The 21,596-nt window shown below is 71.6% G+C and carries 23 protein-coding genes; 7 read left to right on the forward strand and 16 right to left on the reverse strand.

Annotation, left to right across the window (positions count from 1 at the left end; genetic code table 11):
• Positions 1-43: 43 nt before the first annotated feature.
• From RCO28_RS15480 to RCO28_RS15490, 3 genes are read left to right on the forward strand one after another with little or no spacing between them, the layout of a single operon-like run.
• On the forward strand, positions 44-1,594 hold the full coding sequence (locus RCO28_RS15480) for an altronate dehydratase family protein (protein WP_308941696.1): 1,551 nt from the start codon (positions 44-46) through the stop codon (positions 1,592-1,594).
• Positions 1,595-1,632: 38 nt separating this feature from the next.
• Positions 1,633-2,616, forward strand: a complete 984-nt coding sequence (locus tag RCO28_RS15485) for a fumarylacetoacetate hydrolase family protein (RefSeq protein ID WP_308941697.1) — start codon at positions 1,633-1,635, stop codon at positions 2,614-2,616.
• On the forward strand, positions 2,613-4,124 hold the full coding sequence (locus RCO28_RS15490; RefSeq protein WP_308941698.1) for an aldehyde dehydrogenase (NADP(+)): 1,512 nt from the start codon (positions 2,613-2,615) through the stop codon (positions 4,122-4,124). The genes RCO28_RS15485 and RCO28_RS15490 overlap by 4 nt, the downstream gene beginning before the upstream one ends.
• Positions 4,125-4,426: 302 nt before the next feature.
• Here RCO28_RS15490 and RCO28_RS15495 read toward each other — a convergent pair whose 3' ends face one another.
• Positions 4,427-4,852, reverse strand: coding sequence for a hypothetical protein (locus tag RCO28_RS15495; protein WP_374991176.1), 426 nt, complete (start codon positions 4,850-4,852; stop codon positions 4,427-4,429).
• Between the two features lie 470 nt (positions 4,853-5,322).
• The gene (locus tag RCO28_RS15500) at positions 5,323-5,916 is read right to left on the reverse strand and encodes a cupin domain-containing protein (protein WP_308941700.1); all 594 of its coding nucleotides are present in this window, start codon (positions 5,914-5,916) and stop codon (positions 5,323-5,325) included.
• Positions 5,917-6,043: 127 nt separating this feature from the next.
• Between RCO28_RS15500 and RCO28_RS15505 the strand changes: the two genes are divergently transcribed.
• Positions 6,044-7,207: an alanine racemase gene (locus RCO28_RS15505; protein WP_308941701.1), complete on the forward strand. Its 1,164-nt coding sequence runs from the start codon at positions 6,044-6,046 to the stop codon at positions 7,205-7,207.
• Positions 7,208-7,235: 28 nt separating this feature from the next.
• Here RCO28_RS15505 and RCO28_RS15510 read toward each other — a convergent pair whose 3' ends face one another.
• Entirely contained in the window at positions 7,236-7,415 is a 180-nt protein-coding gene (locus tag RCO28_RS15510; RefSeq protein WP_308941702.1) for a hypothetical protein, read from the reverse strand.
• Here RCO28_RS15510 and RCO28_RS15515 point away from each other — a divergent pair.
• Complete coding sequence (locus RCO28_RS15515) at positions 7,414-7,605, forward strand: phospholipase domain-containing protein (protein WP_308941703.1); 192 nt, start codon at positions 7,414-7,416, stop codon at positions 7,603-7,605. The genes RCO28_RS15510 and RCO28_RS15515 overlap by 2 nt on opposite strands.
• Before the next feature lie 161 nt (positions 7,606-7,766).
• On the opposite strand, the gene RCO28_RS15520 is transcribed toward RCO28_RS15515, so the two are convergent.
• From RCO28_RS15520 to RCO28_RS15550, 7 genes are all read right to left on the reverse strand, one after another.
• Positions 7,767-7,961 carry a hypothetical protein gene (locus RCO28_RS15520; RefSeq protein ID WP_308941704.1) on the reverse strand — a complete coding sequence of 65 codons (195 nt, stop codon included), beginning with the start codon at positions 7,959-7,961 and terminating at the stop codon, positions 7,767-7,769.
• A 140-nt stretch (positions 7,962-8,101) separates the two neighbouring features.
• A complete protein-coding gene (locus RCO28_RS15525; RefSeq protein WP_308941705.1) occupies positions 8,102-8,956 on the reverse strand; it encodes a phosphatidylinositol-specific phospholipase C/glycerophosphodiester phosphodiesterase family protein in 855 nt (284 codons plus the stop codon).
• Between the two features lie 109 nt (positions 8,957-9,065).
• On the reverse strand, positions 9,066-9,752 hold the full coding sequence (locus tag RCO28_RS15530; RefSeq protein WP_308941706.1) for an ATP-binding cassette domain-containing protein: 687 nt from the start codon (positions 9,750-9,752) through the stop codon (positions 9,066-9,068).
• Positions 9,745-10,644, reverse strand: a complete 900-nt coding sequence (locus tag RCO28_RS15535; RefSeq protein WP_308941936.1) for an ABC transporter ATP-binding protein — start codon at positions 10,642-10,644, stop codon at positions 9,745-9,747. Before RCO28_RS15535 ends, RCO28_RS15530 begins: the two co-directional genes overlap by 8 nt.
• Before the next feature lie 62 nt (positions 10,645-10,706).
• Positions 10,707-11,609: an ABC transporter permease gene (locus RCO28_RS15540; RefSeq protein WP_308941707.1), complete on the reverse strand. Its 903-nt coding sequence runs from the start codon at positions 11,607-11,609 to the stop codon at positions 10,707-10,709.
• On the reverse strand, positions 11,602-12,567 hold the full coding sequence (locus RCO28_RS15545; RefSeq protein WP_308941937.1) for an ABC transporter permease: 966 nt from the start codon (positions 12,565-12,567) through the stop codon (positions 11,602-11,604). Before RCO28_RS15545 ends, RCO28_RS15540 begins: the two co-directional genes overlap by 8 nt.
• A gap of 32 nt (positions 12,568-12,599) precedes the next feature.
• Positions 12,600-14,207, reverse strand: a complete 1,608-nt coding sequence (locus tag RCO28_RS15550) for an ABC transporter substrate-binding protein (RefSeq protein WP_308941708.1) — start codon at positions 14,205-14,207, stop codon at positions 12,600-12,602.
• Between the two features lie 148 nt (positions 14,208-14,355).
• Here RCO28_RS15550 and RCO28_RS15555 point away from each other — a divergent pair, with 148 nt between their 5' ends.
• Positions 14,356-14,631: a hypothetical protein gene (locus RCO28_RS15555; protein WP_308941709.1), complete on the forward strand. Its 276-nt coding sequence runs from the start codon at positions 14,356-14,358 to the stop codon at positions 14,629-14,631.
• 110 nt (positions 14,632-14,741) lie between these two features.
• On the opposite strand, the gene RCO28_RS15560 is transcribed toward RCO28_RS15555, so the two are convergent.
• From RCO28_RS15560 to RCO28_RS15575, 4 genes are all read right to left on the reverse strand, one after another.
• The gene (locus tag RCO28_RS15560) at positions 14,742-15,881 is read right to left on the reverse strand and encodes an acyl-CoA dehydrogenase family protein (protein WP_308941710.1); all 1,140 of its coding nucleotides are present in this window, start codon (positions 15,879-15,881) and stop codon (positions 14,742-14,744) included.
• Positions 15,860-17,080, reverse strand: coding sequence for an acyl-CoA dehydrogenase family protein (locus RCO28_RS15565; protein WP_308941711.1), 1,221 nt, complete (start codon positions 17,078-17,080; stop codon positions 15,860-15,862). The genes RCO28_RS15560 and RCO28_RS15565 overlap by 22 nt, the downstream gene beginning before the upstream one ends.
• A gap of 3 nt (positions 17,081-17,083) precedes the next feature.
• Positions 17,084-18,046 (reverse strand): NADPH:quinone oxidoreductase family protein, encoded by a 963-nt coding sequence (locus tag RCO28_RS15570; protein ID WP_308941712.1) that lies wholly within the window; start codon positions 18,044-18,046, stop codon positions 17,084-17,086.
• Positions 18,047-18,200: 154 nt separating this feature from the next.
• The gene (locus RCO28_RS15575; RefSeq protein WP_308941713.1) at positions 18,201-18,830 is read right to left on the reverse strand and encodes an XRE family transcriptional regulator; all 630 of its coding nucleotides are present in this window, start codon (positions 18,828-18,830) and stop codon (positions 18,201-18,203) included.
• 167 nt (positions 18,831-18,997) lie between these two features.
• Here RCO28_RS15575 and RCO28_RS15580 point away from each other — a divergent pair, with 167 nt between their 5' ends.
• The gene (locus RCO28_RS15580; protein ID WP_308941714.1) at positions 18,998-19,885 is read left to right on the forward strand and encodes an SDR family oxidoreductase; all 888 of its coding nucleotides are present in this window, start codon (positions 18,998-19,000) and stop codon (positions 19,883-19,885) included.
• A gap of 4 nt (positions 19,886-19,889) precedes the next feature.
• Here RCO28_RS15580 and RCO28_RS15585 read toward each other — a convergent pair whose 3' ends face one another.
• Together RCO28_RS15585 and RCO28_RS15590 are read right to left on the reverse strand one after the other, a co-directional pair.
• Complete coding sequence (locus tag RCO28_RS15585; protein ID WP_308941715.1) at positions 19,890-20,723, reverse strand: enoyl-CoA hydratase/isomerase family protein; 834 nt, start codon at positions 20,721-20,723, stop codon at positions 19,890-19,892.
• 56 nt (positions 20,724-20,779) lie between these two features.
• Positions 20,780-21,514: a PIG-L deacetylase family protein gene (locus RCO28_RS15590; RefSeq protein ID WP_308941716.1), complete on the reverse strand. Its 735-nt coding sequence runs from the start codon at positions 21,512-21,514 to the stop codon at positions 20,780-20,782.
• Positions 21,515-21,596: the final 82 nt, after the last annotated feature.

Below are 21,596 nucleotides of genomic sequence, written 5' to 3' on the forward strand. Positions count from 1 at the left end.
GCCCGCAGCACGTGCCCCGCCATCCGACCGTGAGGACACCACCGTGAACCCATCGCGTCTCGACCATGTCTCCTTCCGCCTCGACCCCAGCGACGACGTGGCCGTCGCCCGCGCCGACATCGCCCCCGGCGACCACCTGGACGACGACGGCCGCCTCGTCACGGTCCCCGCACCCGTCCCCGCCGGACACAAGCTGGCAGTCCGGGGCATCGCCGAGGGCGCGCCGGTCCGCAAGTACGGCCAGGTCATCGGGTTCGCCTCCCGCCCCATCGAACCCGGCGACCATGTGCACACCCACAACCTCGTCTTCCGCCCCTTCGACCGCGACCACCGGACCGGCGTGGACGCGCGTCCCACCGACCATGTGCCCGAGGCCGAGCGAGCCACCTTCGACGGGTACGTACGGGCCGACGGCCGGGTCGGCACCCGCAACTACCTGGCCGTCCTCACCACGGTCAACTGCTCCGCGACCGCGGCCCGCGCCATCGCCCGCCAGCTGGAGACCTCCGGCGTCCTGCGGCAGTACCCGGGCGTCGACGGGGTCGTGGCCCTGACCCACACCCTGGGATGCGGCACGGCGGGCGCGGGCAACGAGGGGTTCGAGGTGCTGCGCCGCACCCTCACCGGCTACGCGCACCACCCCAACATCGCCGGACTCCTGGTCCTCGGCCTCGGCTGCGAGGTCAACCAGATACGCGACCTCGTCGACGGCTGGGGCCCCGCCGCCGACCGCCCCGTGCGGACCATGACCGTGCAGGAGCTGGGCGGCACCCGGCGCACGGTCGCCGCCGGTGTGGCCGCCCTGGAGGAGATGCTGCCGGCGGCCGGGGCGCTGCGCCGTGTGCCCGTCCCGGCGAGCGAGCTGATCCTCGCCATGGAGTGCGGCGGCTCGGACGCCTGGTCCGGTGTGACCGCCAATCCCGCGCTCGGCGCCGCCGCCGACCTGCTCGTACGCCACGGCGGAACGGCCGTGTTCGGCGAGACGACCGAGATCTACGGCGCCGAGCACCTGCTGACCCGCCGGGCGGTCAGCACCGAGGTCGGGGACAAGCTGCTGGACCGGATCCGCTGGTGGGAGAAGCAGGTTCAGGCCGACGGCAGCTCGATCGACAACAACCCCTCGCCCGGCAACAAGGCCGGAGGGCTCACCACCATCCTGGAGAAGTCCCTCGGAGCGGTCGCCAAGGGAGGGACCACCGCGCTGTGCGACGTCGTCCGCTACGCCGAGCCGATCACCGGGCGCGGCCTCGTCTTCATGGACACTCCCGGCTACGACCCGGTCAACGCCACCGGCATGGTGGCGGGCGGCGCCACCGTCCTCTGCTTCACCACGGGGCGCGGCTCCGCCTTCGGCTGCAAGCCCACGCCCAGCATCAAGCTGGCCACCAACACCCCGCTGTACGAGCGCATGCGCGACGACATGGACCTCGACTGCGGGCCCGTCGCCGACGGCACGTACACCGTTCAGGAAATGGGGCGGCAGATCTTCGACCTGATCCTCGACGTCGCCTCCGGCCGCCGCCGCACGGCCAGCGAGGAACTCGGCTACGGCGACGAGGAGTTCGTGCCGTGGCAGCTGTCCACCACCCTGTGACCGCCCGTCCCGTGACCACCCCGGAAAGGAACCGATCCATGACACAGACCCGGACGCCCCGGACCGAGCCCACGGCCCGCATCGTCAGGTACGCCGAGCGCGCGAGCGGCGACATCCGCGTCGGCGTACTGGTCGGCGGCACCGTGCGCCCGCTGCCCGGCCTGACGCGCCTGGCCGACCTGCTCGCCCTGCCGTTGAAGGAGATCAGGGCCCGCGTCGAGGACCCGGACGGGCGGGCGGCCGACGAGCAGGACATCGTCCTGCTGCCGCCCGGCGACGGCCGGATGGAGGTGTGGGCCTCCGGTGTGACCTACGAACGCTCCCGCGAAGCACGCGTGGAGGAGAGCAGCCAGGCCACGGTCTACGAGCAGGTCTACGACGCCGAGCGCCCGGAACTCTTCCTCAAGTCCGTGCCCTGGCGGGTCGTCACCGACCGCGAACCCATCGGCATCCGCGGCGACTCGGCCATCGACGTACCCGAGCCGGAGCTTGCCGTCGTGGTCAACGCCCATGCCGAGATCGTCGGTTACACCGTCTGCAACGACGTCAGTTCCCGGCAGATCGAGGGTGACAACCCCCTCTATCTGCCCCAGGCGAAGATCTACGCCGGAAGCTGCGCGCTCGCGCCCGGCATCCGCCCCGCCTGGGAGCTGCCCGACGCCCACGACCTGGACATCACCCTGTCCATCGACCGCCGAGGCACCGCCCTGTGGTCGGGCGCCACGTCGACCCGCCGGCTGCGTCGCCGGATCGAGTCCCTCGTGACCTGGCTGTTCCGCGAGGAGCACTTCCCGCACGGGGCCGTACTCGCCACCGGAACCGGACTCGTCCCCGACCTCGACATCACGCTGCGCCCCGGGGACGTCGTCCGCATCGGCATCACCGGGGTGGGGTCGCTGACCAACCCCGTCGTGGAGGGAAAGGGCGCCATGGAGTGGCTGCTCCACGCCACCGACTCCGTACTGAGCAGGGAGAACGTACGCAGCCGGGAGAACGTCCTCAGCAGGGAGAACGTCCGATGACGAGCACCACAGCCGTCTCCGCCCCGGCGGACACCACGGCCGAAGACGTCGACTCGGCTGCACGGCAGGCCGCCGCCGCTGCCCGGACCCTCGCCGGGCTCAGCCTGGACGACCGTGCCGCGATGCTGCGCGCGGTGGCCCGCGCCCTCGACGACGCCTGCGACGAGCTGGTCGACCTGGCGGGCGAGGAGACCGGACTCCCCGAGGCACGGTTGCGCGGCGAAGTGCGGCGTACGACCGGTCAGTTGCGCATGTTCGCCGACGTCGTCCTCGACGGCTCCCACCTCGATGCGGTCATCGACACCGCGGTGCCCGCGGCCGACGGTTCCTCCGCACCGCCGCAGCCGGACCTGCGCCGCGTTCTGATGCCCCTCGGGCCCGTCCTGGTCTTCGCGGCGAGCAACTTCCCCTTCGCGTTCGGCATCGCGGGCGGCGACACCGCCTCAGCACTCGCCGCCGGCTGCCCCGTCCTTGTCAAGGCACACCCCGGACACCCCCGCCTGGCCGCCAGGACCGCGGATCACATCGCCTCGGCCCTCGCCGGGTGCGGCGCACCGCCGGGAACCTTCGCGCTCATCGGCGGCCTCGACGCCGGCCGACGGGCACTGCAGCACCCGCGGATCAAGGCGGCCGCGTTCACCGGCTCCACCAGCGCCGGTCGCGCCCTGTTCGACCTCGCCTCCGCCCGCCCCGAACCCATCCCTTTCTTCGGGGAGTTGGGCAGCGTCAACCCCGTGTTCGTCACTCCAGGTGCGGCGGCCGCCCGCGGGCCTCGGATCGCCGAGGAGTACGTCGCCTCCCTCACCCAGGGCGTCGGCCAGTTCTGCACCAAACCCGGTCTGCTGTTTCTGCCCGCAGGACACGGCCTGGACGAGCGGATCTCCGACGCCGTACGCCGGGTCGCGCCCGCGCGCATGCTCCACGAGGGCATCCACTCGGGCTTCACCGAAGGCGTGCAGAGGCTGTCCGCCGTACCGGGAGTGCGCACCCTGGTCGCGGGCGCACCGGCACCAGCACCGACGGCGCGACCCACGGTCCTTTCCACATCCCTCGCGACCCTGCGCACCTACGCCGACCAGCTCCTCCCAGAGTGCTTCGGCCCGGTCTCACTCGTAGTCGAGTACGAGACGGAGTCCGAACTGGTGCCCTTCGCCGAGGAGTTGGAGGGCCAGCTCACCGCCACCCTCCACGCCGAGGACGACGAGGCCCCTCGCCTCACCGAACTCTCCGACGTGCTCGCCGACCGCGTCGGTCGCCTGGTGTGGAACGGCTGGCCGACCGGCGTCGCCGTGACCTCGGCGATGCACCACGGCGGCCCCTATCCGGCAACGACCGCACCACAGCACACCTCGGTGGGAGCGACCGCGATCCGGCGCTTCCTGCGCCCGGTGTCCCACCAGTCCGCCCCGCAGCGCCTCCTGCCGCCCGCGCTGCGCGACCGCAACATCCTGGGAATCCCGCGCCGTATCAACGGCACACTCAGCACGAAGGACGTACCGCCCTCATAACCACCGCACCGTGCAGCGGAGTTCAGTGCCGGCGCGCCCAGCCACATCGGGCGCGCCGGACCCCGCAGCGAAGCTTCGCGGCTCGCCGGTACCGGATCGAGACCACACGATCGGGAGGTGCACAGCCGGCCGTTGCCGTTCTTGGGCACCCCTGCTCGTCCTCAACTGACTTCGCTCGGCCGCAAGTTGCTGTGGGAAGGACCGCCGGGCACACGCAAGCCCCAACACCCTGCCGACGAATTCCAGGGGTGCCGGGGCTCACGCGCGGCGCTGATCTGAAAGGTCAGTGGCCCATATGTCCTTCAGAGACGGCGCAGCCAGGAGGCCACTCCGTGCCCGAGGGCCAAGTAGATCACTGCCGGCAGGCCGAAGTTGAGGAGAACGCGAAGTCCTTCGACGTCCATCGTGAAGATGTCCTGTGCCCACCAGCCGAGCCATTCGGCCGTGCCCTGCACGAACTCCACGAACGGGTTCCCGAGGTTGGCGTCGAGCAGGTAGAGCACGATCCACAGCCCCAGGAACCCGGCTGCGACATCACCGATCGACTGGACGATGAGGGCGGTACGCCGCTGCCCGGAACCGTCTCGGGTACGTTCGCGGCGGGCCGGCCGGTCGGCGGGGTAGACCGGTTGCGGGGCCGGGGCCGGCGGGGAGTACGGCGCGTGGCCAGGGTGGGGGGCAGGTGCGTGGCCGTACGGGTCGGGGCCGTTGTGCGGCTGACGGGGCAGGGGGGTGGTGTCACTCATGGGGGGACCAATCCGGCGTATTCACGCCTCGGATACAGAAGCTGAACCACGGCCGGCGACCCTCCCTCGGGCGACGACAGCAATGGCTCGATTGCGGGCTCTGCCCGCACTGCCCTCTGCGCCACGGAACAACGCGTGCGTTACACAGGCCGGCCGTCCACCCGAGGCTCGGGTAAACGGGAGGGCACGTCGTGCACCTCTCACCGTTGCAGGGTGCGCACAACCGGGCCGCCACCCCCCACAGGAGACACCCCGGTTGTGCCACGAGCGGCTACTACGGAAGCCGCATTCCCTTCAGCGGCACACGGAATCAGAGCGTTACACCCCACACGGAGTGGGGCCGCAATCCCCGCACGTGAAGATCTGACGAAGGTCGCGCGGGCCCGCCACACCCCACTCAGGCAGCGGTGACTGCGCCATCGGCGAAGGCGGCCGAGGGGCACCGCAGATGGTCAGAAGTTCCGCGGGGTCTCCGACCAGACGCAGACCGCCGGGACATCGCCCGGATTGTGGTAGCGGTGCGGGGTGGAGGACTCGAAGCTGACGCAGTCGCCGGGTTGCAGGGGGTAGTGCACCCCGTCGACCCAGTAGTCCAGCTCACCGCTCAGGAGGAGACCGACCTCTTCTCCGGTATGGGTGTGCGGGTGGTCGCCGGAGGAGGCTCCGGGCGCAACCTCCAAGATCATCATTTCGAGCCTGCCCTCGGGGCCGGGATTGAGGAGGCTGTAGGCGATCCCCTCCACTCCCGCCCTCGTGAGTTCCACCCGTTGATCGGGGCGCGTCAGTACGCGGCGTTCACGGTCGGCCGCTTGGAACAGCCGGCTGAGTGTGGTGCCGAGGGCTTCGACGATCGTGCGCAAGGTGTTGATGGTCGGGCTGTTGACGTCTCGTTCGACGTTGCTGAGGTAACTGCGGGACAAGCCGGTCCTCTCGGCGAGCTTCTCCAGCGTGAAACCCCTGTCGAGACGTTCCCGGCGGAGGAGTCGGCCGATCCCGTCACTGTGCGGGGGGCCCGATGCGGCGGAACGGGGTGTGTCAGCGGACACGGTCGCACCCTTCATCCAGGAAACAGCACACAGCATCGATCATAGTGGTTGCCCGGGCCGTCTTGAATACAGTACGTTCCGTCTTGGATATAGGTCGCGGGCGACTGCCGTGGCCGATGGAGGATCAATGAACCACGATGGCGCGACACCCACCGGCCTGCCTGCCCGTGAGCTGCCTGCACTCCGGCTCAGCCTGCCTGCGCTGGAGCACAATGTCCGGCTCATGGCGGAGTGGTGCCGGAAGCAGAAGGTCGAGCTGTGCCCGCACATCAAGACCACCATGACGCGCCCCATCGTCGACCGGCAGATGGCCGCCGGCGCGTGGGGCGTCACGGTCGCCACCGTCAGGCAGGCCGAAATCGCCTTGGGGTGGGGGCTGCGTCGCCTCATCATCGCCAACCAGGTGATCCACCGCTCCGACCTCACCGTCGTCCGGCGATGGCTCGACCAGGATCCCGAGCTTGAGCTGTACTGCTTCGTGGACTCAAGCACAGGCCTTGACCTCGCGCGGTCGGCCATGGACGGCGTACGCAATCCCCTGCGCGTCCTCATCGACGTCGGTGCGCAAGGAGGCCGAACCGGGGTACGGGACATCGCAGCGGCATACGAACTCGGCGTGGACGTCGCCAAGGCTTCGCCGGGACTGCTCCTGGCCGGCGTCGCGGGATACGAAGGCATCCGACCCAACCGCCGGGACGCCGCGACGACGGCAGACGTCGACGCCCACTGCCGCAGCGCGATCGAAGCCTTCCAGAAGCTGACACCGGTGCTCCAGACGGAACGGCCCCTCTTCAGCATGGGCGGCTCCGCCTTCCCCGACCGAGTCGTCCACTCCCTCCGGGAGCTCCTGGAGGGAACCGACGGCCGGCCGGTGGTACCCGTCCTGCGGTCGGGCTGCTACGTCACACACGACCACGGCACGTACGAACACGTCTCACCGCTGCCAGGGTTGAGGGCCGCCCTGACCGTCCGGACGGTCGTGCTCTCCACCCCTGAACCGGGACGGGCCGTCGTCGGCGCCGGAAAGCGTGAACTCCCCTATGACGCGGGACTGCCGGTCCTCATCGGCGCCCACGACGCACAGGGAGCGCCGCGGCCTGCCGCCAAGGCCACCGCGACTCAGATCTTCGACCATCACCTGGTACTCACCGACACGCACGGTCTGCAGGTGGGCGACGAGGTCGACCTCGGCATCTCCCACCCGTGCTCGGCCTTCGACCGGTGGCCCGACCTCGGCGTGGTCGACACCGAAGGCCGCCTCCTTGGCGTGTGGCATCCGCAGTTCCGGTGACCTCGCCGGCTTCGCTCGCGACGATCAGTCAGCCACGGCGGCGCGAAAGCGCCGTCGTGGCTGCTGAGTTGTGGACCGTGAACGCGACCGTGCCAGGGAGATAGCGGTCCTCCGACTCCGCCAGCGGCTCGGTGTGCGAGATCGCATCGGGCTCCAGGGCGGCGATCATGGCACCGATCTGCTCGGGGTAGATGGTCCGCTCGATCATGATCGGCACGCGCGACGATCACCCGAACGACTTCGGCAGCATGCCGCGCACCCAACTCGTCGGCCCACACGAAAAGGCCGTCCTGACATGGCCCACGGAAAGCGGACGATACGACGTGACCGTCACCACCGACGGTGACATGGCCTTCGCCCAGCGGTACGCGGGAACGGTGCATGCCCCCATGAGTTAGCCGAAGTCCGCGAAACGCCATGGCTCGCGACGGCCGGTCCGCATCCAAGCCCATCCACCTTCAACACGGCCCTGCCGCACCAAGACGCCGTAAGCCATGGTCGGTTGGGGTGCGCAAAGCGGCCCTGTACCCATACCTCCGGGTCTCCGTCCCGCCCCGCCTCACGGCTTGAGGTCGCTGACGATCTCCGCCGTGGCCGACAGGCCGTTCTGGATGGTCGGCGCCATGCTCGTGCTCGCGAGATAGAAGCCGAGCAGCACGCAGACGATCGCGTGCGAGAGCTTCAGGGCGCCGTTCCGCAGGAACACCACCGTGAGGATGATCAGCAGCAGGACTACGGAAACCGAAATGGCCATCGGGGAAACCTCCTCCGCCACGTCAACTCCGTGGCTCACGGCGGCCAGTGTGGCGGAGCGAGGGTGCCCTCCAGGCGAGTGACATGTCCCCCGAACGTGTAATGACTGCGCGTGACGGGGCCCTGCGGAGGCCGTCCGCCTCAGCGGTCGTACGCGTCCAAGTACGCCTCCAGAGCCGCCAGGTCGTCCGTGTTGAGGTGGTCCACGTCGGCGGCGATCAGCTCGGACCAGACCGCGCCGCGCGCCTCACCCGGCTGATCCGGAGTGGCCCAGAAGCGGACCCGCTGCCCGCGCGCATGCGCCGTGCCGACGATTCGGTGCAGCTCGGCCCGCTCCGCGGCGGGCATCGGACCGACGCCCTGCCAGCTGAAGTTGGCGCCCCAGTTGTCGCTGATCAGCGGCATGAACGAGGCGTCCGCGGGGCCGCCGAGATCGGCCGAACGCCCGTCGTAGAACGCGTACCGCACGCGCTGCGCGGCCATCGGCTCACGCGCCGCCCGGTCCCCGGAGATCACCACGGTCACCGCTCCGCGCCGGACCCGCCCGTGGTCGTACGTGGTGAGCATGCGGCGGTACGGGCGCAGTCTGCGGTGGAGTTCGAGGTATGTGGCCACGCCCTCGTTCTTGAGGTCGACGAGGAGTTGAACGGGGCGGCGGTGGCCCGCGTACACCGAGCCGTGGTGGGCGCGGACACGGTCGAGGAGCGGGTCCAGGTAGAGGGACTCCAGGGTGCGCGCCGGGTCGAGTTGGCTCGGTTCGTGAGCGACGAGCAACTGGCCGTCGACGAGGAAGATGTCGGCCTCGACGCTGGTGAAGCGGTGGGCGAGCGCGTCGTGCAGGGGCCGGGTGTGCAGGTAGTCGTTGTGCGCGTGGGCGCGGCGCAGCGGGCGTTCGGTGTGGGCGGCCGCGCGCTGTGCGGGCAGGGCGACGGTGGCCGCCGTCGCGGCGAGAGCGGTGACGGCGGTGCGGCGCGTGAGGCGTATGAGGTGGTTCATGGGGGTCTCCCTGACGGCGACGACAACGGCGGCGTCAGGGAGTATGCGTCCCGTCCGGGCCCGAAGGGCAGTCCCCTGCAAGGGAGTTGGCGTGCTTGACGCCCACGGTTCACTTGGTGAGGGAGGCCCCCAGGTCGCCCAGGTCGCCCAGGTCGCCCCACTGCACGGTGCGGTCGCACCACCGCTCCAGGAGTACGCGGTCGTGGCCCACGGCGAGCAGGCCCGCGCCGCTCTCCGCGCGGTACTCCTCGACGACGGCCACCAGCGCGGCCGTCGTGGACGCGTCCAGCATCGCCGTCATCTCGTCGCACACCAGCCAGCGGGGGCGGAGCACCAACGCGCGGGCCAGGCAGGCGCGTTGCAGCTGACCGTCGCTGACCTCGTGCGGGCGTCGGCCGAGCAGCTCGGCACCGAGGCCGACGCGAGCCGTCAACTCCCTTACGGTTTCCGCGACTTCAGCGGAACGTCCGTTGGCGCGCAGCGGTTCGGCGACCAGGTCGGCGAGGCGCAGGCGCGGGTCGGCGGAGAGCCGGGGCTGCTGGAAGACCACGCCGAACGCGGTGCGCTGGGCGCGCGGGGCACGGTGCCGCCAGCCGCCGGCCGCGGTGCCGTCGATGGTGACGCGGCCGGAGTCGGGCCGGTGCAGGAGGGCGGCGACCCGGGCGAGCGTGGACTTGCCGCAGCCGCTGGGGCCGAGCAGCCCGACCGCCTCACCGGGGGCGACGGTCAGCGAGACCTCGCGGAACACGGGCGCGCGGCGCTCGTACCCGGCGGTGACGTCCTGGACTTCAAGCACGCTGGGCCTCCAGGGCGTGGTGGCAGGCGACGCCGGCGTCGAGCGGCGGCAGCACCTCGCAGGCGTCGGTGGCGGAGGTGCAGCGTGGGGCGAAGGCGCATCCGTCGGGCAGGTCGACCAGCTCGGGCGGCAGGCCGGGGATGGGCGTGAACTCCCGCTCGGGCAGGGCGTTCAGCAGGCCGCGCGCGTACGGGTGGCGGGGGCCCGGCTCGCCGAAGAAGGCGCGGGCGTCGGCTTGTTCGACGATGCGGCCCGCGTACATGACGGCGATCCGGTCGGCGATGCGCTCGGCTGCCGCCAGGTCGTGGGTGATCATCAGCAGCGCGCGGGAGTCGCCCGTGTGCCGCTTCAGCTCGTCGACGGTGCGCTCCACCAGGTCCCGGTCGAGCCCGGTCGTCGGCTCGTCGGCGAGCAGCAGCGGGGCGTCGCCGATGAGGGCGAGTGCGGTGGCGGCGCGCTGGGCGAGGCCGCCGGAGAGTTCGTGCGGGTGCCGGTCGAGGTGGTCGGCGGGGAACGCGGCCCGCTCGGCCGCCGCCACCGCTGCCTTACGGATGTCCGGCCTCGGGGTGTCCGTCAACTCCCGTACGGTCTCCTCCAGTTGGGAGCGGACCGTGCGTACGGGAGTGAGGTGCGCGGCGGGAGACTGCGGGACGAGACCGATGCGCCGTCCGCGCACCGTGCGGGCGAGGGTCTGCTCGTCGGCGCGCAGCAGGTCGATGCCGTCGAGCAGGGCGCTGCCCGCGGTCTCGGCGTTGCCGGGGAGCAGGCCGAGCAGCGCGGAGGCGAGCACGGACTTGCCGCAGCCGCTCTCCCCGACGAGGGCCAGGCACTCCCCCGGGGCGAGCTCGAAGTGCGCGTCGCTGACGGCCCGTACGAAGGTGTCGCCGCGCATCCGGAAGCGTACGGAGAGGCCCTGCACGGACAGAACCGGTGCCGAGGTGGTCGTCGGGGTACTCACAGCATCAGCTCCGATCGGCGGCGGGGGTTGAGTCGCTCCCGCCAGGCGCCCGCGAGCCCGGCGATGGCCAGGGTGGGGACGATGATGAAGAGGCCGGGGAACAGCGTCGGCCACCAGTCGCCGACGAGCAGCGAGCTGCGGGCCGCCTGTACGAGGGTGCCGAGGCTGGCCTGGTGCGTGGGCAGGCCGAGGCCGAGGAAGGACAGTGCGGACTCGTGCCAGATGGCGTGCGGCACCATCAGGACCGCGGCGAGCCCGGCCTGCGGCAGCACGCCCGGCAGCAGATGGCGCACGGCGACCCGCCACCGGGACGCGCCGCCGGAGATCGCGGCGTCGACGTACGGCCGGGAGCGCAGCGAGAGCACCTCGGAGCGGACGATGCGGGCCGTGGACAGCCAGTGGGTGAGCGCCACGGAGATCACCACGGGCCAGACGCCGGGCGTGAACATCGCGACGATGAAGATGCCGAGCAGCAGGTGCGGCACGGACGAGAACAGGTCGACGAGGCGCATCACGACCCGGTCGAACCAGCCGCCCGCGGCAGCCGCGGCGGCGCCGACCGCCGTGCCGATGACGGTGGCCACGACGGCGGCGACGACTCCGACGAGCAGCGAGACGCGCAGCCCGTACACGCAGCGGAGCAGCAGGTCACGGCCCACGTCGTCGGTGCCGAAGGGGTGCGCCGGGGACGGCGGCTGCAGCTTGGCGGCGAGGTCCACGGCCTGTTCGTCGAGCTGCACGAGCGGCGGCACGACCAGGACGGCGAGGACGACGAGCGCGACGATCACGGCGGAGCTGCGCACCCGCCACGCGCGCGTGGAGCGGCGTTCGACACCTGCGCGGCGCCATGCGACCGGCGCGGTCTTGGCGGAGTCAGCCGTCTTGGTGGCCTCAGCCATCGAATCCCACCCTCGGGTCGGCGAGTCCGTACAGGAGGTCGGAGAGCAGGTTGCCGAGCAGCACCGCGATCGTGGCGAGCACGGTCAGCGCGGCGAGCAGCGGGAAGTCCACGGAGGTGGCGGCCTGCACGGTGGCGGCGGCGATGCCGGGCCAGCTGAACACGGTCTCCACGAGCAGCGCGCCCGTGATGAGTTCGGGCACGCGGGAGCCGATCAGGGTGAGCACGGGGAGCAGCCCGGAGCGCAGGGCGTGCCCGAGGAGCACGGTCCGCGCGGCGAGCCCGCGCGCGCGGGCGCCGCGCACCGGGTCCTCCTCCAGGGCGTCGGCCACGCCCTGGCGTACGTAGAGCACGAACCAGGGCAGCTGCGAGATCGCCAGGACGGCCGCGGGAAGGACGAGATGGCGGGCGACCTGGTCGAAGGTGACCGTGGCCGATCCGGTGTCGGTGAGTCCGCCCGCGGGCAGGACGCCCAGCTTGAGCGCGAAGAGCCACATGGCGAGCAGCCCGAGCCAGAACGGCGGGGCCGCTTCCAGGGTGTACGCGAGGGAGGTGATCCCCCGGTCGAACCAGCCGCCGCGGCGACGGGCGGCGAGCACGCCGAGGGCGGTGCCGAGCAGCACGGCCACGGCGAACGCGACGGAGGCGAGCAGCACGGACCAGCCGAGCCGCTCCCCGATGACCTGGGCGACGGGCTGGCGGAGCACCGCCGAGTCGCCGAGGTCCCCGCTGACGGCGTGGGTCAGCCACTCCCACCAGCGGGTGACGAGAGGCTGGTCCACGCCGAGGTTGGCGCGCAGCTGGTCGAGGTTCTCCTGCGAGGCGGTGAGCCCGGCGGTGCCCGCGTACGCCTTGACGGGGTCGAAGGGCGAGGCCGCGGCGACGGCGAAGACGCCGAACGTCACGGCGAGCAGGACGGGCACGGCGAACAGGGCCCGCCGTGCCGTCATGCGCGCCATCGGCCCCCAAGGGATCTTGGCGGTACGGGAGTTCACTTCTTCGGCTGCCAGTCCTCGACGTTCCACCAGGGGCCGGAGGCGAGGCCGTGGTCGTGCGGCTCGACCTGGGTGGTGAGGTCGCCGAAGCGCTCGTCCACCACGTACAGGTGGTCGATGTGCGTGAGGAAGGTGTAGCCCGGGTTCTTCACCAGCTCGCGCTGGATGGTGTCGTACGCGGCCTTGCGCTTGCCCTTGTCGTCGGTCTTGCGGCCGTCCTGGAGGGCCTTGTCGACGGCCGGGTTGTCGTACCAGGCCATGTTGTTGAAGCCGTCACCGGCGAGCTTCGACTCCAGGAGCGTGTACTGGTCGAAGTCGGGGTCGGCCGGGGAGCCGCCGCCCGCGAGGACCGCGTCGGTCTTCATCTTCGGCTCGATGACCTCCCAGGTGCCGGCCTGCACCTTGGCCTCGATGCCGGCCTTCTTGGCGTCGGAGGCGTAGGCGAGGGCGTGGTCCTGGCGGAGCTTGTCGCCGGAGAGGTACCAGAGCGGGAAGGAGGCGCGGACGCCGTCCTTCTCCCGGATCCCGTCCTTGCCCTTCTTCCACCCGGCGTCGTCGAGGATCCGCTCGGCCTTCTTCAGGTCGTGCTTTCGCTCGGTGCCCTGGGTGAACCACTCGCTGTCGGTGGGCACGGGCCCGTAGGCCTCCTTGCCCTCGCCGTAGAGGATGGAGTCGACCATCGCCTTGCGGTCAACGGCGACGTCCAGGGCGCGGCGGATGCCGGTGTCACCGGTGACCTTGTTGTGCGTGGGCAGGGTCACGAGCCGGTAGTCGAAGCTCTTGGCGGTGTACGTCTTCTTCCCGGTCTCGCCCTTGAAGCCCTTGGCCAGGTTGGGCGGCAGGATCGCGCCGTCGAGGTCGCCGGAGCGCAGCCGGGTGGCGCGGACGTCGTCGTCCTTGATGATCGCCATGGTGAAGTTCTTGACCTTCGGCTCGCCGCCCCAGTAGTCGGGGTTGGCCTTGAAGGTGAGCTTCTCGCCCTTGGACCACTTGACCAGCTCGTACGGCCCGGTGCCGATCGGCTTGGTGGTGAACGGCCCGCTGTTCACGTCCTGCTTTCCGGCCACGTGCTCGGGCGCGATGGGCAGCACGGTCCGCTCGGCGAACGGGGCGTAGGGGTACTTGAGATGAAAGACGACTGTGTCTGCGGCGGCCCCACCCTTGGCCTCGACGGACTTCAGGGCGTCCAGCTCGGTCTTGGAGGCGTTGTTGGTCTTCTTGTCGAGGATGGTCTCGTACGTGAAGACGACGTCCTTCGCGGTGAACGGCTTGCCGTCGGAGAACTTCACGCCCTTGCGGAGCTTGTACGTGTAGGTCTTGCCGTCCTCGGAGACCTCGGGCAGGTCCGCGGCGAGGGCGGGCTTGAGCTCCATGTTCGCGTCGTGCGTGAGCAGCCCGTCGAAGATCTTGGAGTTGCCGTCCTTGCCGTAGCCGAGGAGCGGGCTGAGGCTGTCGGGCTCATACGCGATGCCGACGACGGCGGAGCCCTTCGCGCCGCCCGCACCAGCGCCGCCGCTCGGCGCGGAGCAGGCCGAGGCGGCCAGTGCCAGCGCGGTGACCGCGGCCAGCGCACCGCCCGCGGTGCGTATCGATCGGGCCGTCATGGCCACTCCCCTGTTCAAGATCGGCTGTTATTGCGAACGGCTCGCAATTATGCCGTACGGGGGAAGAGGGCAGGTCGGCGCCTGCGCGCGGTACGTTTCATCTTCGCTTGATCTTCGCCGGCACCTCGCACAGCTCCAGGGGGACACCGTGACCGACCGCACACCAGCAGAGCCCACGCGCGGGCCCGTGACCCGGGACCGCAACCCGCTGGAGTACTGGGCCCGCACGGCGGCCGCCCCGGAGCCTGAGCGCACCCCGGCCCCCGCGACCCCACTCCCGCCGGCGGCGGCCGAGGCGCAGCAGCAGCTTCTGGAGGCGATCACGCGGGCGGCGTCCGCGGTGGATGGGGCGGAGCCGGGGGTGGCGGAGGAGCTGGAGCGGTTGGCCCGGGCGTACGCACTGGTGACGCAGGGGCGGGCGTAACCCACACCCCCCGGGGCTCCGCCCCGGACCCCGTATCGCGCTGAGGCGCTCGCCCTCGATCGCCGGACGGCCTGAAAGATCAACCCGTCCGGCGATTGAGGAGCGGGGCCCTACGGCGCCCCCAACCCCACCAGCTCCGCGATCGCCTCGCGATGCCGCCCCGCCGAGCCGAGACCCACCGCATCCGCCTTGGCCCGCTTCAGGTACAGGTGCACCGGGTGCTCCCACGTCATGCCGATGCCGCCGTGCAGCTGCAACGCCTCCTCGGCGGCGTGGACGGCGACCGGGGAGCAGTAGGCCTGGGCCAGGGACGCCGCCAGCGGGGACTCCTCGCTCGAAGTGGCCAGCGCGTCCGCCGCGTTGCGGGCCGCCGCGCGGGCGTTCACCGTCTCCAGCCAGAGGTCGGCGAGGCGGTGCTTGAGGGACTGGAAGGAGCCGACGGGGCGGTTGAACTGGTGCCGGTCGCGGGTGTACGCGACGGTTTCCGTCAAGCACCAGTCGGCGACGCCGAGTTGCTCGGAGGCGAGCAGTGCGGCTCCGGCCCGCAGACCACGTCGTACGGGCCCGTCCGCGTCCGATGCGAGGGCGGGACCCGAGGCGGCGCCGTCCAGTTCGATGTCGGCGAGCGGCCGGGTCAGGTCGAAGGACGTGCGCGGGGTGACCGTGACGCCTTCGGCGTCGGCGGCGACCGCGTACAGGCCGTCCTCCGCGGCGACGAGCAGCACGTCGGCGACCGCCGCGTCCGCGACCGCCGCGATCCGCCCGTGCAGCCGGCCGTCGGCCGAGCGGCGCACCCGGGCGAACGGGGCGCGCGGCGCGGTCACGAACGGCACGGCGAGCGCTCCGACAGACCGTCCGTTCGCCAACTCCTCCAGGAGAGAAGCGACTTGGGTACCGCCACGCTGGTCGGTCGCGCAGCCGAGCAGCGTCTCCGTGGCGATCACTGCGCTGCTCAGATACGGCACGGGCGCCACGGCCCGCCCCAGCTCCTCAAGGACCACGGCCGCCTCACGGTGCGTGGCGCCCTGACCGCCGAGCTTCTCCGGTACGAGGAGTCCGGCGAGGCCCATCTCCGTCGCGAGGGTCTTCCACAGCTCGCGGTCGTGCGGCTCGTCGGTCTCGATCCGGGCGAGGACGGCGGCCGTGGTGCAGTGGTCGGTCAGCACATCCCGTACCGCCGAGCGGAGTTCGTCCTCGGTCTCCGAGTAGAGGAGGTCCACAGAGGTGCTCACCTGGCCAGGTCCTTCCATGCGACGTCCTTGTCGGTGCGCGGCTCGGACGGCAGTCCCAGGACGCGTTCGGCGACGATGTTGAGGAGGACCTCGCTGGTCCCGCCCTCGATGCTGTTGCCCTTGGCGCGCAGATAGCGGTAGCCCGCGTCGCGGCCTGCGAAGTCGACGATCTCGGGGCGGGTCATCGTCCAGTCCTCGTACGACAGGCCGTCCTCGCCGAGGAGTTCGAGCTCCAGGCTGCTGATGCGCTGGTTGAGCCGGGCGAAGCCGAGCTTCATGCCGGAGCCCTCGGGGCCCGGCTGTCCGGCGACGAGCTGCTGACGCAGACGCTCACCGGTGAGGCGCGCGACCTCCGCCTCGACCCATAGCTTCAGCAGGTCCTGGTGGAGGTCGTGGGTGCGCAGTTCGGGGCGCTCGCGCCAGGCGTCGACGACCGGGCCGATCAGGCCGCCCTCGCGGGGCAGCCGCATGCCGCCGATGGCGACGCGCTCGTTCATGAGCGTGGTCTGCGCGACCCGCCAGCCGTCGCCGACCTCACCGAGCCGGTGCGCGTCGGGGATGCGCACGTCGGAGAGGAACACCTCGTTGAACTCGGCCTCGCCGGTGATCTGCCGCAGCGGCCGCACCTCGACGCCGGGGTCGGTCATGTCGCACACGAAGTACGTGATGCCGCGGTGCTTGGGCTGCTCCGGGTCGGTACGGGCGATGAGGATGGCCCAACGGGCGTTGTGCGCGTTGGACGTCCACACCTTCTGGCCGTTGACCACCCAGTGTCCCCCACTCTCGGCTTCGCTCGAGCGGGAGGTGCCCCCATCGTCGCGCACCGCACGCGTGCCGAGCGCCGCGAGGTCGGATCCGGCGCCGGGCTCCGAGAACAGCTGGCACCACACCTCCTCGCCGAGCCACAGCGGCCTGAGCCAGCGCCGCTTCTGCTCCTCGGTGCCGTACGCGAGGACCGTGGGCGCGGCCATGCCGAGGCCGATGCCGATGCGGCGCGGGTCGTTGTCGGGCGCCCCCGCGGCCTCCAACTCGGCGTCCACGACGGCCTGTTGGGCACGTGGCAGCCCGAGTCCGCCGAGCCCTTCGGGGAAGTGCACCCAGGCGAGCCCGGCGTCGAAGCGCGCTGCGAGGAAGGCTTCGCGCGGGGTGGAAGCGATCGGGTGTGCGGCAAGCAACTCCCGTACGCGATCGCGCAGTTGAGCCTCGCTGTTCGTCATGCCTCAAGCTCCTTCCGGGACGATCGCCACGCGGCCGGTGGTGACGCCGTCGGCGACGCGCTGCACGGCGGCGGCGCCGTCCTTCAGCGCGACGCGTTCGCTGATCAGGGGCTTGATGGCGCCCTTCGCGGCGAGTTCGGTGAGCGTGTCGTGGCAGCGGCGGACGGCCTCGGGGTCCTTGGTGTTGTAGAGGCCCCAGTGCAGGCCCACCACCGAGTAGTTCTTCACCAGGGCGTGGTTGAGCGCGGGCGTCGGGATGGCCCCGCTCGCGAAGCCGACGACGAGGATGCGGCCCTCGAAGGCCACGCACTTCGTGGACTTCGCGTACGCGTCGCCGCCCACCGGGTCGTAGACGACGTCGGCGCCGCGGCCGCCCGTGGACTCCTTGACGACGGAGATGAGGTCGTCGGTGCGGCGGTCGATGACGACGTCGCAGCCCAACTCCTCGGCGACGCGCGCCTTGTCGGGGCCGCCCACGACACCGATGACCTTGGCGCCTGCGGCCTTGCCGAGCTGTACGGCGGCCGAGCCGACCCCGCCGGCGGCGGCGTGCACGAGCAGCGTCTCGCCGGGCTGCAGCGCGGCCCGCCGGTGCAGCCCGAACCAGCCGGTCTGGTAGCCGATGTGCAGCGCCGCGGCCTCGGCGTCGTCGAGGGCGTCGGGCGCGGGCAGCACGGCGGCGGCGTCGGCGACCGTGTACTCGGCGAAGCCGCCGTACGGCAGGGCCGGGTTGGCGATGACGCGGCGGCCGTCCTCGGTCTCGCCGCAGATCTCCACGCCGGGCGTGAACGGCAGCGGCGGCCGGACCTGGTACTGGCCCCGGCAGAGCAGCGCGTCCGGGAAGTTGATGTTGGCGGCCCGCACCTTGAGCACCACCTGCCCCTCCCCGGGCGTGGGCGCGGCGGTCTCTTCGAGCCGCATCACCTCGCCGGGCTCGCCGTTCTCGTGCACTCGCCATGCCTGCATGCGGGGCCTCCACGGAGGGGTCGTAGAACCAAGCTCTATCATCGAGCTCATCGCATACTAAGCGGTCGCTTGCCCCCTGGGAACCCGTATCGACCCGCTTCTTCGGCTACTTCTTCGGCTAGTTCCTCGGCTAGTTCCTCGGCTACTTCTTCGGCTACTTCTTCGCGGACGGCTTGGCGCGTACGTGCATCCGCTCGCCCTGCGGGCCGAAGAGGCTGAGGAACTCCACGCCGCCGTCGTCCGTCGGGCCGAACCAGTGCGGCAGGCGGCAGTCGAACTCGGCGGCCTCGCCGGTGCCGAGCACCACGTCGTGGTCGGCGAGCAGCAGGCGCAGCTTGCCGGAGAGGACGTAGAGCCACTCGTACCCCTCGTGCGTGCGCTGTTCCGGCACCTCGGCGAGCTGGGGGATCACCACCTTGTACGCCTGCAGGCCGCCGGGCTGGCGGGTCAGCGGCACCATCGTGCGGCCGTTGCGCACGATCGGCTTGGCCCGTACGCGCGGGTCGCCGACCGGCGGGGCGCCGACCAGTTCGTCGAGCGGGACCTGGTGGGCGCGGGCGATGGGCAGCAGGAGTTCGAGGCTGGGCTTGCGGTTGCCGGACTCCAGGCGCGAGAGGGTGCTGACGGAGATCCCGGTCGCCTCGGAGAGCCCGGCGAGGGTGGCACCGCGCTCCTTGCGGATCCGGCGCAGCCGGGGCCCGACCTCGGCGAGGACGTCCTCGGTCCCTTCGGGGGCGGGCTCGTGCTGGTGGGTGTGTGGGTCGTGCTGCCTTGCGCGCGTCATGCGAGCCATTGCAATTTCGGCAATCCGTGTTGTCAAGCTGGCCGCTCGTTCGGTGCCGGGGGCGGGGCCGCGACCCTTTCGGGGCACGTGATCCAGCCCGTCCGGCGCTTGAGGGCGGGCGCGCAAGGCACTGGACCTTTGTGCGCCGGACCGTTATCCATGCCGCCATGACCGACTCCGCGCTGCCCGGCCTGCCCGCTCCCCCTCCGCCGGGCGCGAGCGCAATGCCGCCCGGTACGTACGACGGCTGCACGGTCCTCGTGACCGGTGGCGGCACCGGGCTCGGCAAGGCGATCGCCGCCGAGTTCGCCCGGCTCGGGGCGGACCTGGTGATCGCCAGCCGCGACCCCGCGCACCTGCGGACGGCGCATGAGCAACTGGGCGCTCTGGGCGGCAAGGTGACGACGCATCAGTGCGACATCCGCGATCCGGACCGCATCGCGGCCGTACTGGACGAGGTGACGGAGAGTGGCGGCCTTCCGGACGTGCTGGTCAACAACGCCGCCGCGAACTTCCCCGTGCCCGCCGAGGACATGTCGCCGGGGGCCTGGCGCGCCGTCGTCGACATCACGCTCAACGGCACCTTCTACATGACGCGCGAGTTCGGCCGCCGCCACCTGGCCGCGGGCACACCGGCGTCGATCGTCGCCGTGGGTGCCTCGTACGCGTGGACGGGCGGGCCGGGCTTCGCGCACAGTGCCGCGGCGAAGGCGGGGGTGAAGAACCTGGTGGAGACGCTGGCCGTGGAGTGGGGCCCGTACGGGCTGCGCGTGAACGGGCTCGTGCCGGGGCTGATGCCGCACGAGGACATGACGGCCGACATCCGGGCGGGCCTGGAGGGCGCGGGCGACCGGGATCGACGGCAGCCCGCCCTGCGGGTGGGGGCACCGCACGAGCTGGGCTGGGCGGCGACGTTCCTGGCCTCGCCGTACGCACGGTTCATCAGCGGGCACACGCTGGTGGTGGACGGCGCGAACTGGCAGCGCCGGGACGTCGTGGGGGCGCCGGTGGTGCCGGTGCGGGAGCAGTTGGGGCGGGGGCCGTTCGCGCCCTGACGGGTCAGGCGCCGTCGAACTTCGGTGCCCTGCGGGCCGCTTTCGCCGCGTACCCCTCGCGGGCGTCCTGGGAGGTGAGGGTGACGGCGGCGGACATCGCCGTGCGGTCGAGGGCGGCGGCGAGGCCCGCGTCGGCGAAGGCGTCGATGTCGCGTTTGATGGCCTGCACGGCGAGCGGGGCGTTGGCGGCGATCTCGGTGACGGTGGCGCGGGCGTACTGCTCCAACTCCGGCGCTGGTACGGCGAGTTGGACCAGGTGGAGGCGTTCGGCCGTGGCCGTGTCGATACGGCGGCCGGTCAGGGCGAGGAGCTTCGCCCAGCCCGCGCCGGCCTCGCGGGCGATGCGCAGGTCGCCGCCCGCGTCCACGGCGACTCCGAGCTGCGCCTCGGGCAGGGCGAACACGGCGTCGTCGGCGGCGATCCTGATGTCGGCCATCAGGGCGAGCTCGAAGCCGAAGCCGAGGCAGTAGCCCTGCACGGCGGCGACGATCGGCTGCGGCAGCGCGGCGAAGTCGGCGAAGCGCTCGTGCACCCAGCGGATGCCCTCGTAGTAGTTGCGGGTGCGCTCCGCCGGGGAGCGGCCGGTGATCGCGCCGCCGGGCGCCGTGACGTCGATGCCCGCGCAGAACGCCCGCCCCTCGGCGCGCAGCAGCACCGCCCGGATCCGGTCGTCGAAGCGGATGCGGTCCGCCATGAGGCCGAGCTGCCGGGTCGACTCCCAGCTCCAGCCGTTGAGTTGAAGCGGACGACAGAGGGTGAGGACGCCGATGCCGTCCTCGATGTCGAGGCGCAGCCGCTCCTCACCCTCCGGGATATCGGTGCCGATGGTGTCGATCACGCCAAGACCCCTCACCCCGGATTACATTGACGGAGCGTCAGGTTAGCGGTCGGGGCTCAGCGGCTGAAGACCTCGAACCCGACCGCGGGCCGCCCGCCGAAGCGGTCCGCGACCATCGAGGTGCTCATGTCGAGGATCGAGCGGGCGTACGCCTCCGGGTCCTCGTCCGTCAGCGCCTCGATGTACGCCCGGTGTTCGAGCAGCGAGCGCACGCCGCGCTCGTAGCCGGGACCGGCGTCCTGGGCGTGCGTCGGGGTGTCCGAACCGGCGATCGCGACCCAGCGCACCCCGTTCCACGGCTCCAGGCCCTGCTCGGTGAGTTCCGGGAAGATCCAGCGGTTGCCCGCGTCGCCCACGGCGTCGAGAGTGGCCCGGCCGACGGCGACGTGGTCGGGCGTGTTCCAGTAGGCGCCTCCGGCCCAGGCCTCGCGGTGGTTGAGGGTGATGACGAGCTCGGGGCGGTGGCGGCGTACGGCGGCGGCGATGTCACGGCGCAGGGCCGTGCCGTACTCGATCACGCCGTCCCGGTGGTCGAGGAACTCCACCTTCTTCACGCCGACGACGGCGGCACTGGCGCGCTGTTCACGCTCGCGCAGCGGGGCGCACTCGGCGGGCGCGAGGGTGTCGATACCCGCCTCGCCGCGGCTTGCGAGGACGTACGTGACGTCCCGGCCGCCGTCCGTCCAGTGCGCGACCGCGGCCGCGCAGCCGTACTCCAGGTCGTCCGGGTGGGCGACGACGGCGAGGGCGCGGTGCCAGTCTTCGGGCATGGGGGTCAGTTGAGCGGTCATGGGGGCAGGGTATGCGCGCCGTCGACCCGGGGGGCGTCGATTGCCCGGGCGGGCTGGTCTTTCCCCTCCCCGCCCCTTCCCT

The sequence above is a fragment of the Streptomyces sp. LHD-70 genome (genome assembly GCF_031157275.1).
GTDB lineage: Bacteria > Actinomycetota > Actinomycetes > Streptomycetales > Streptomycetaceae > Streptomyces.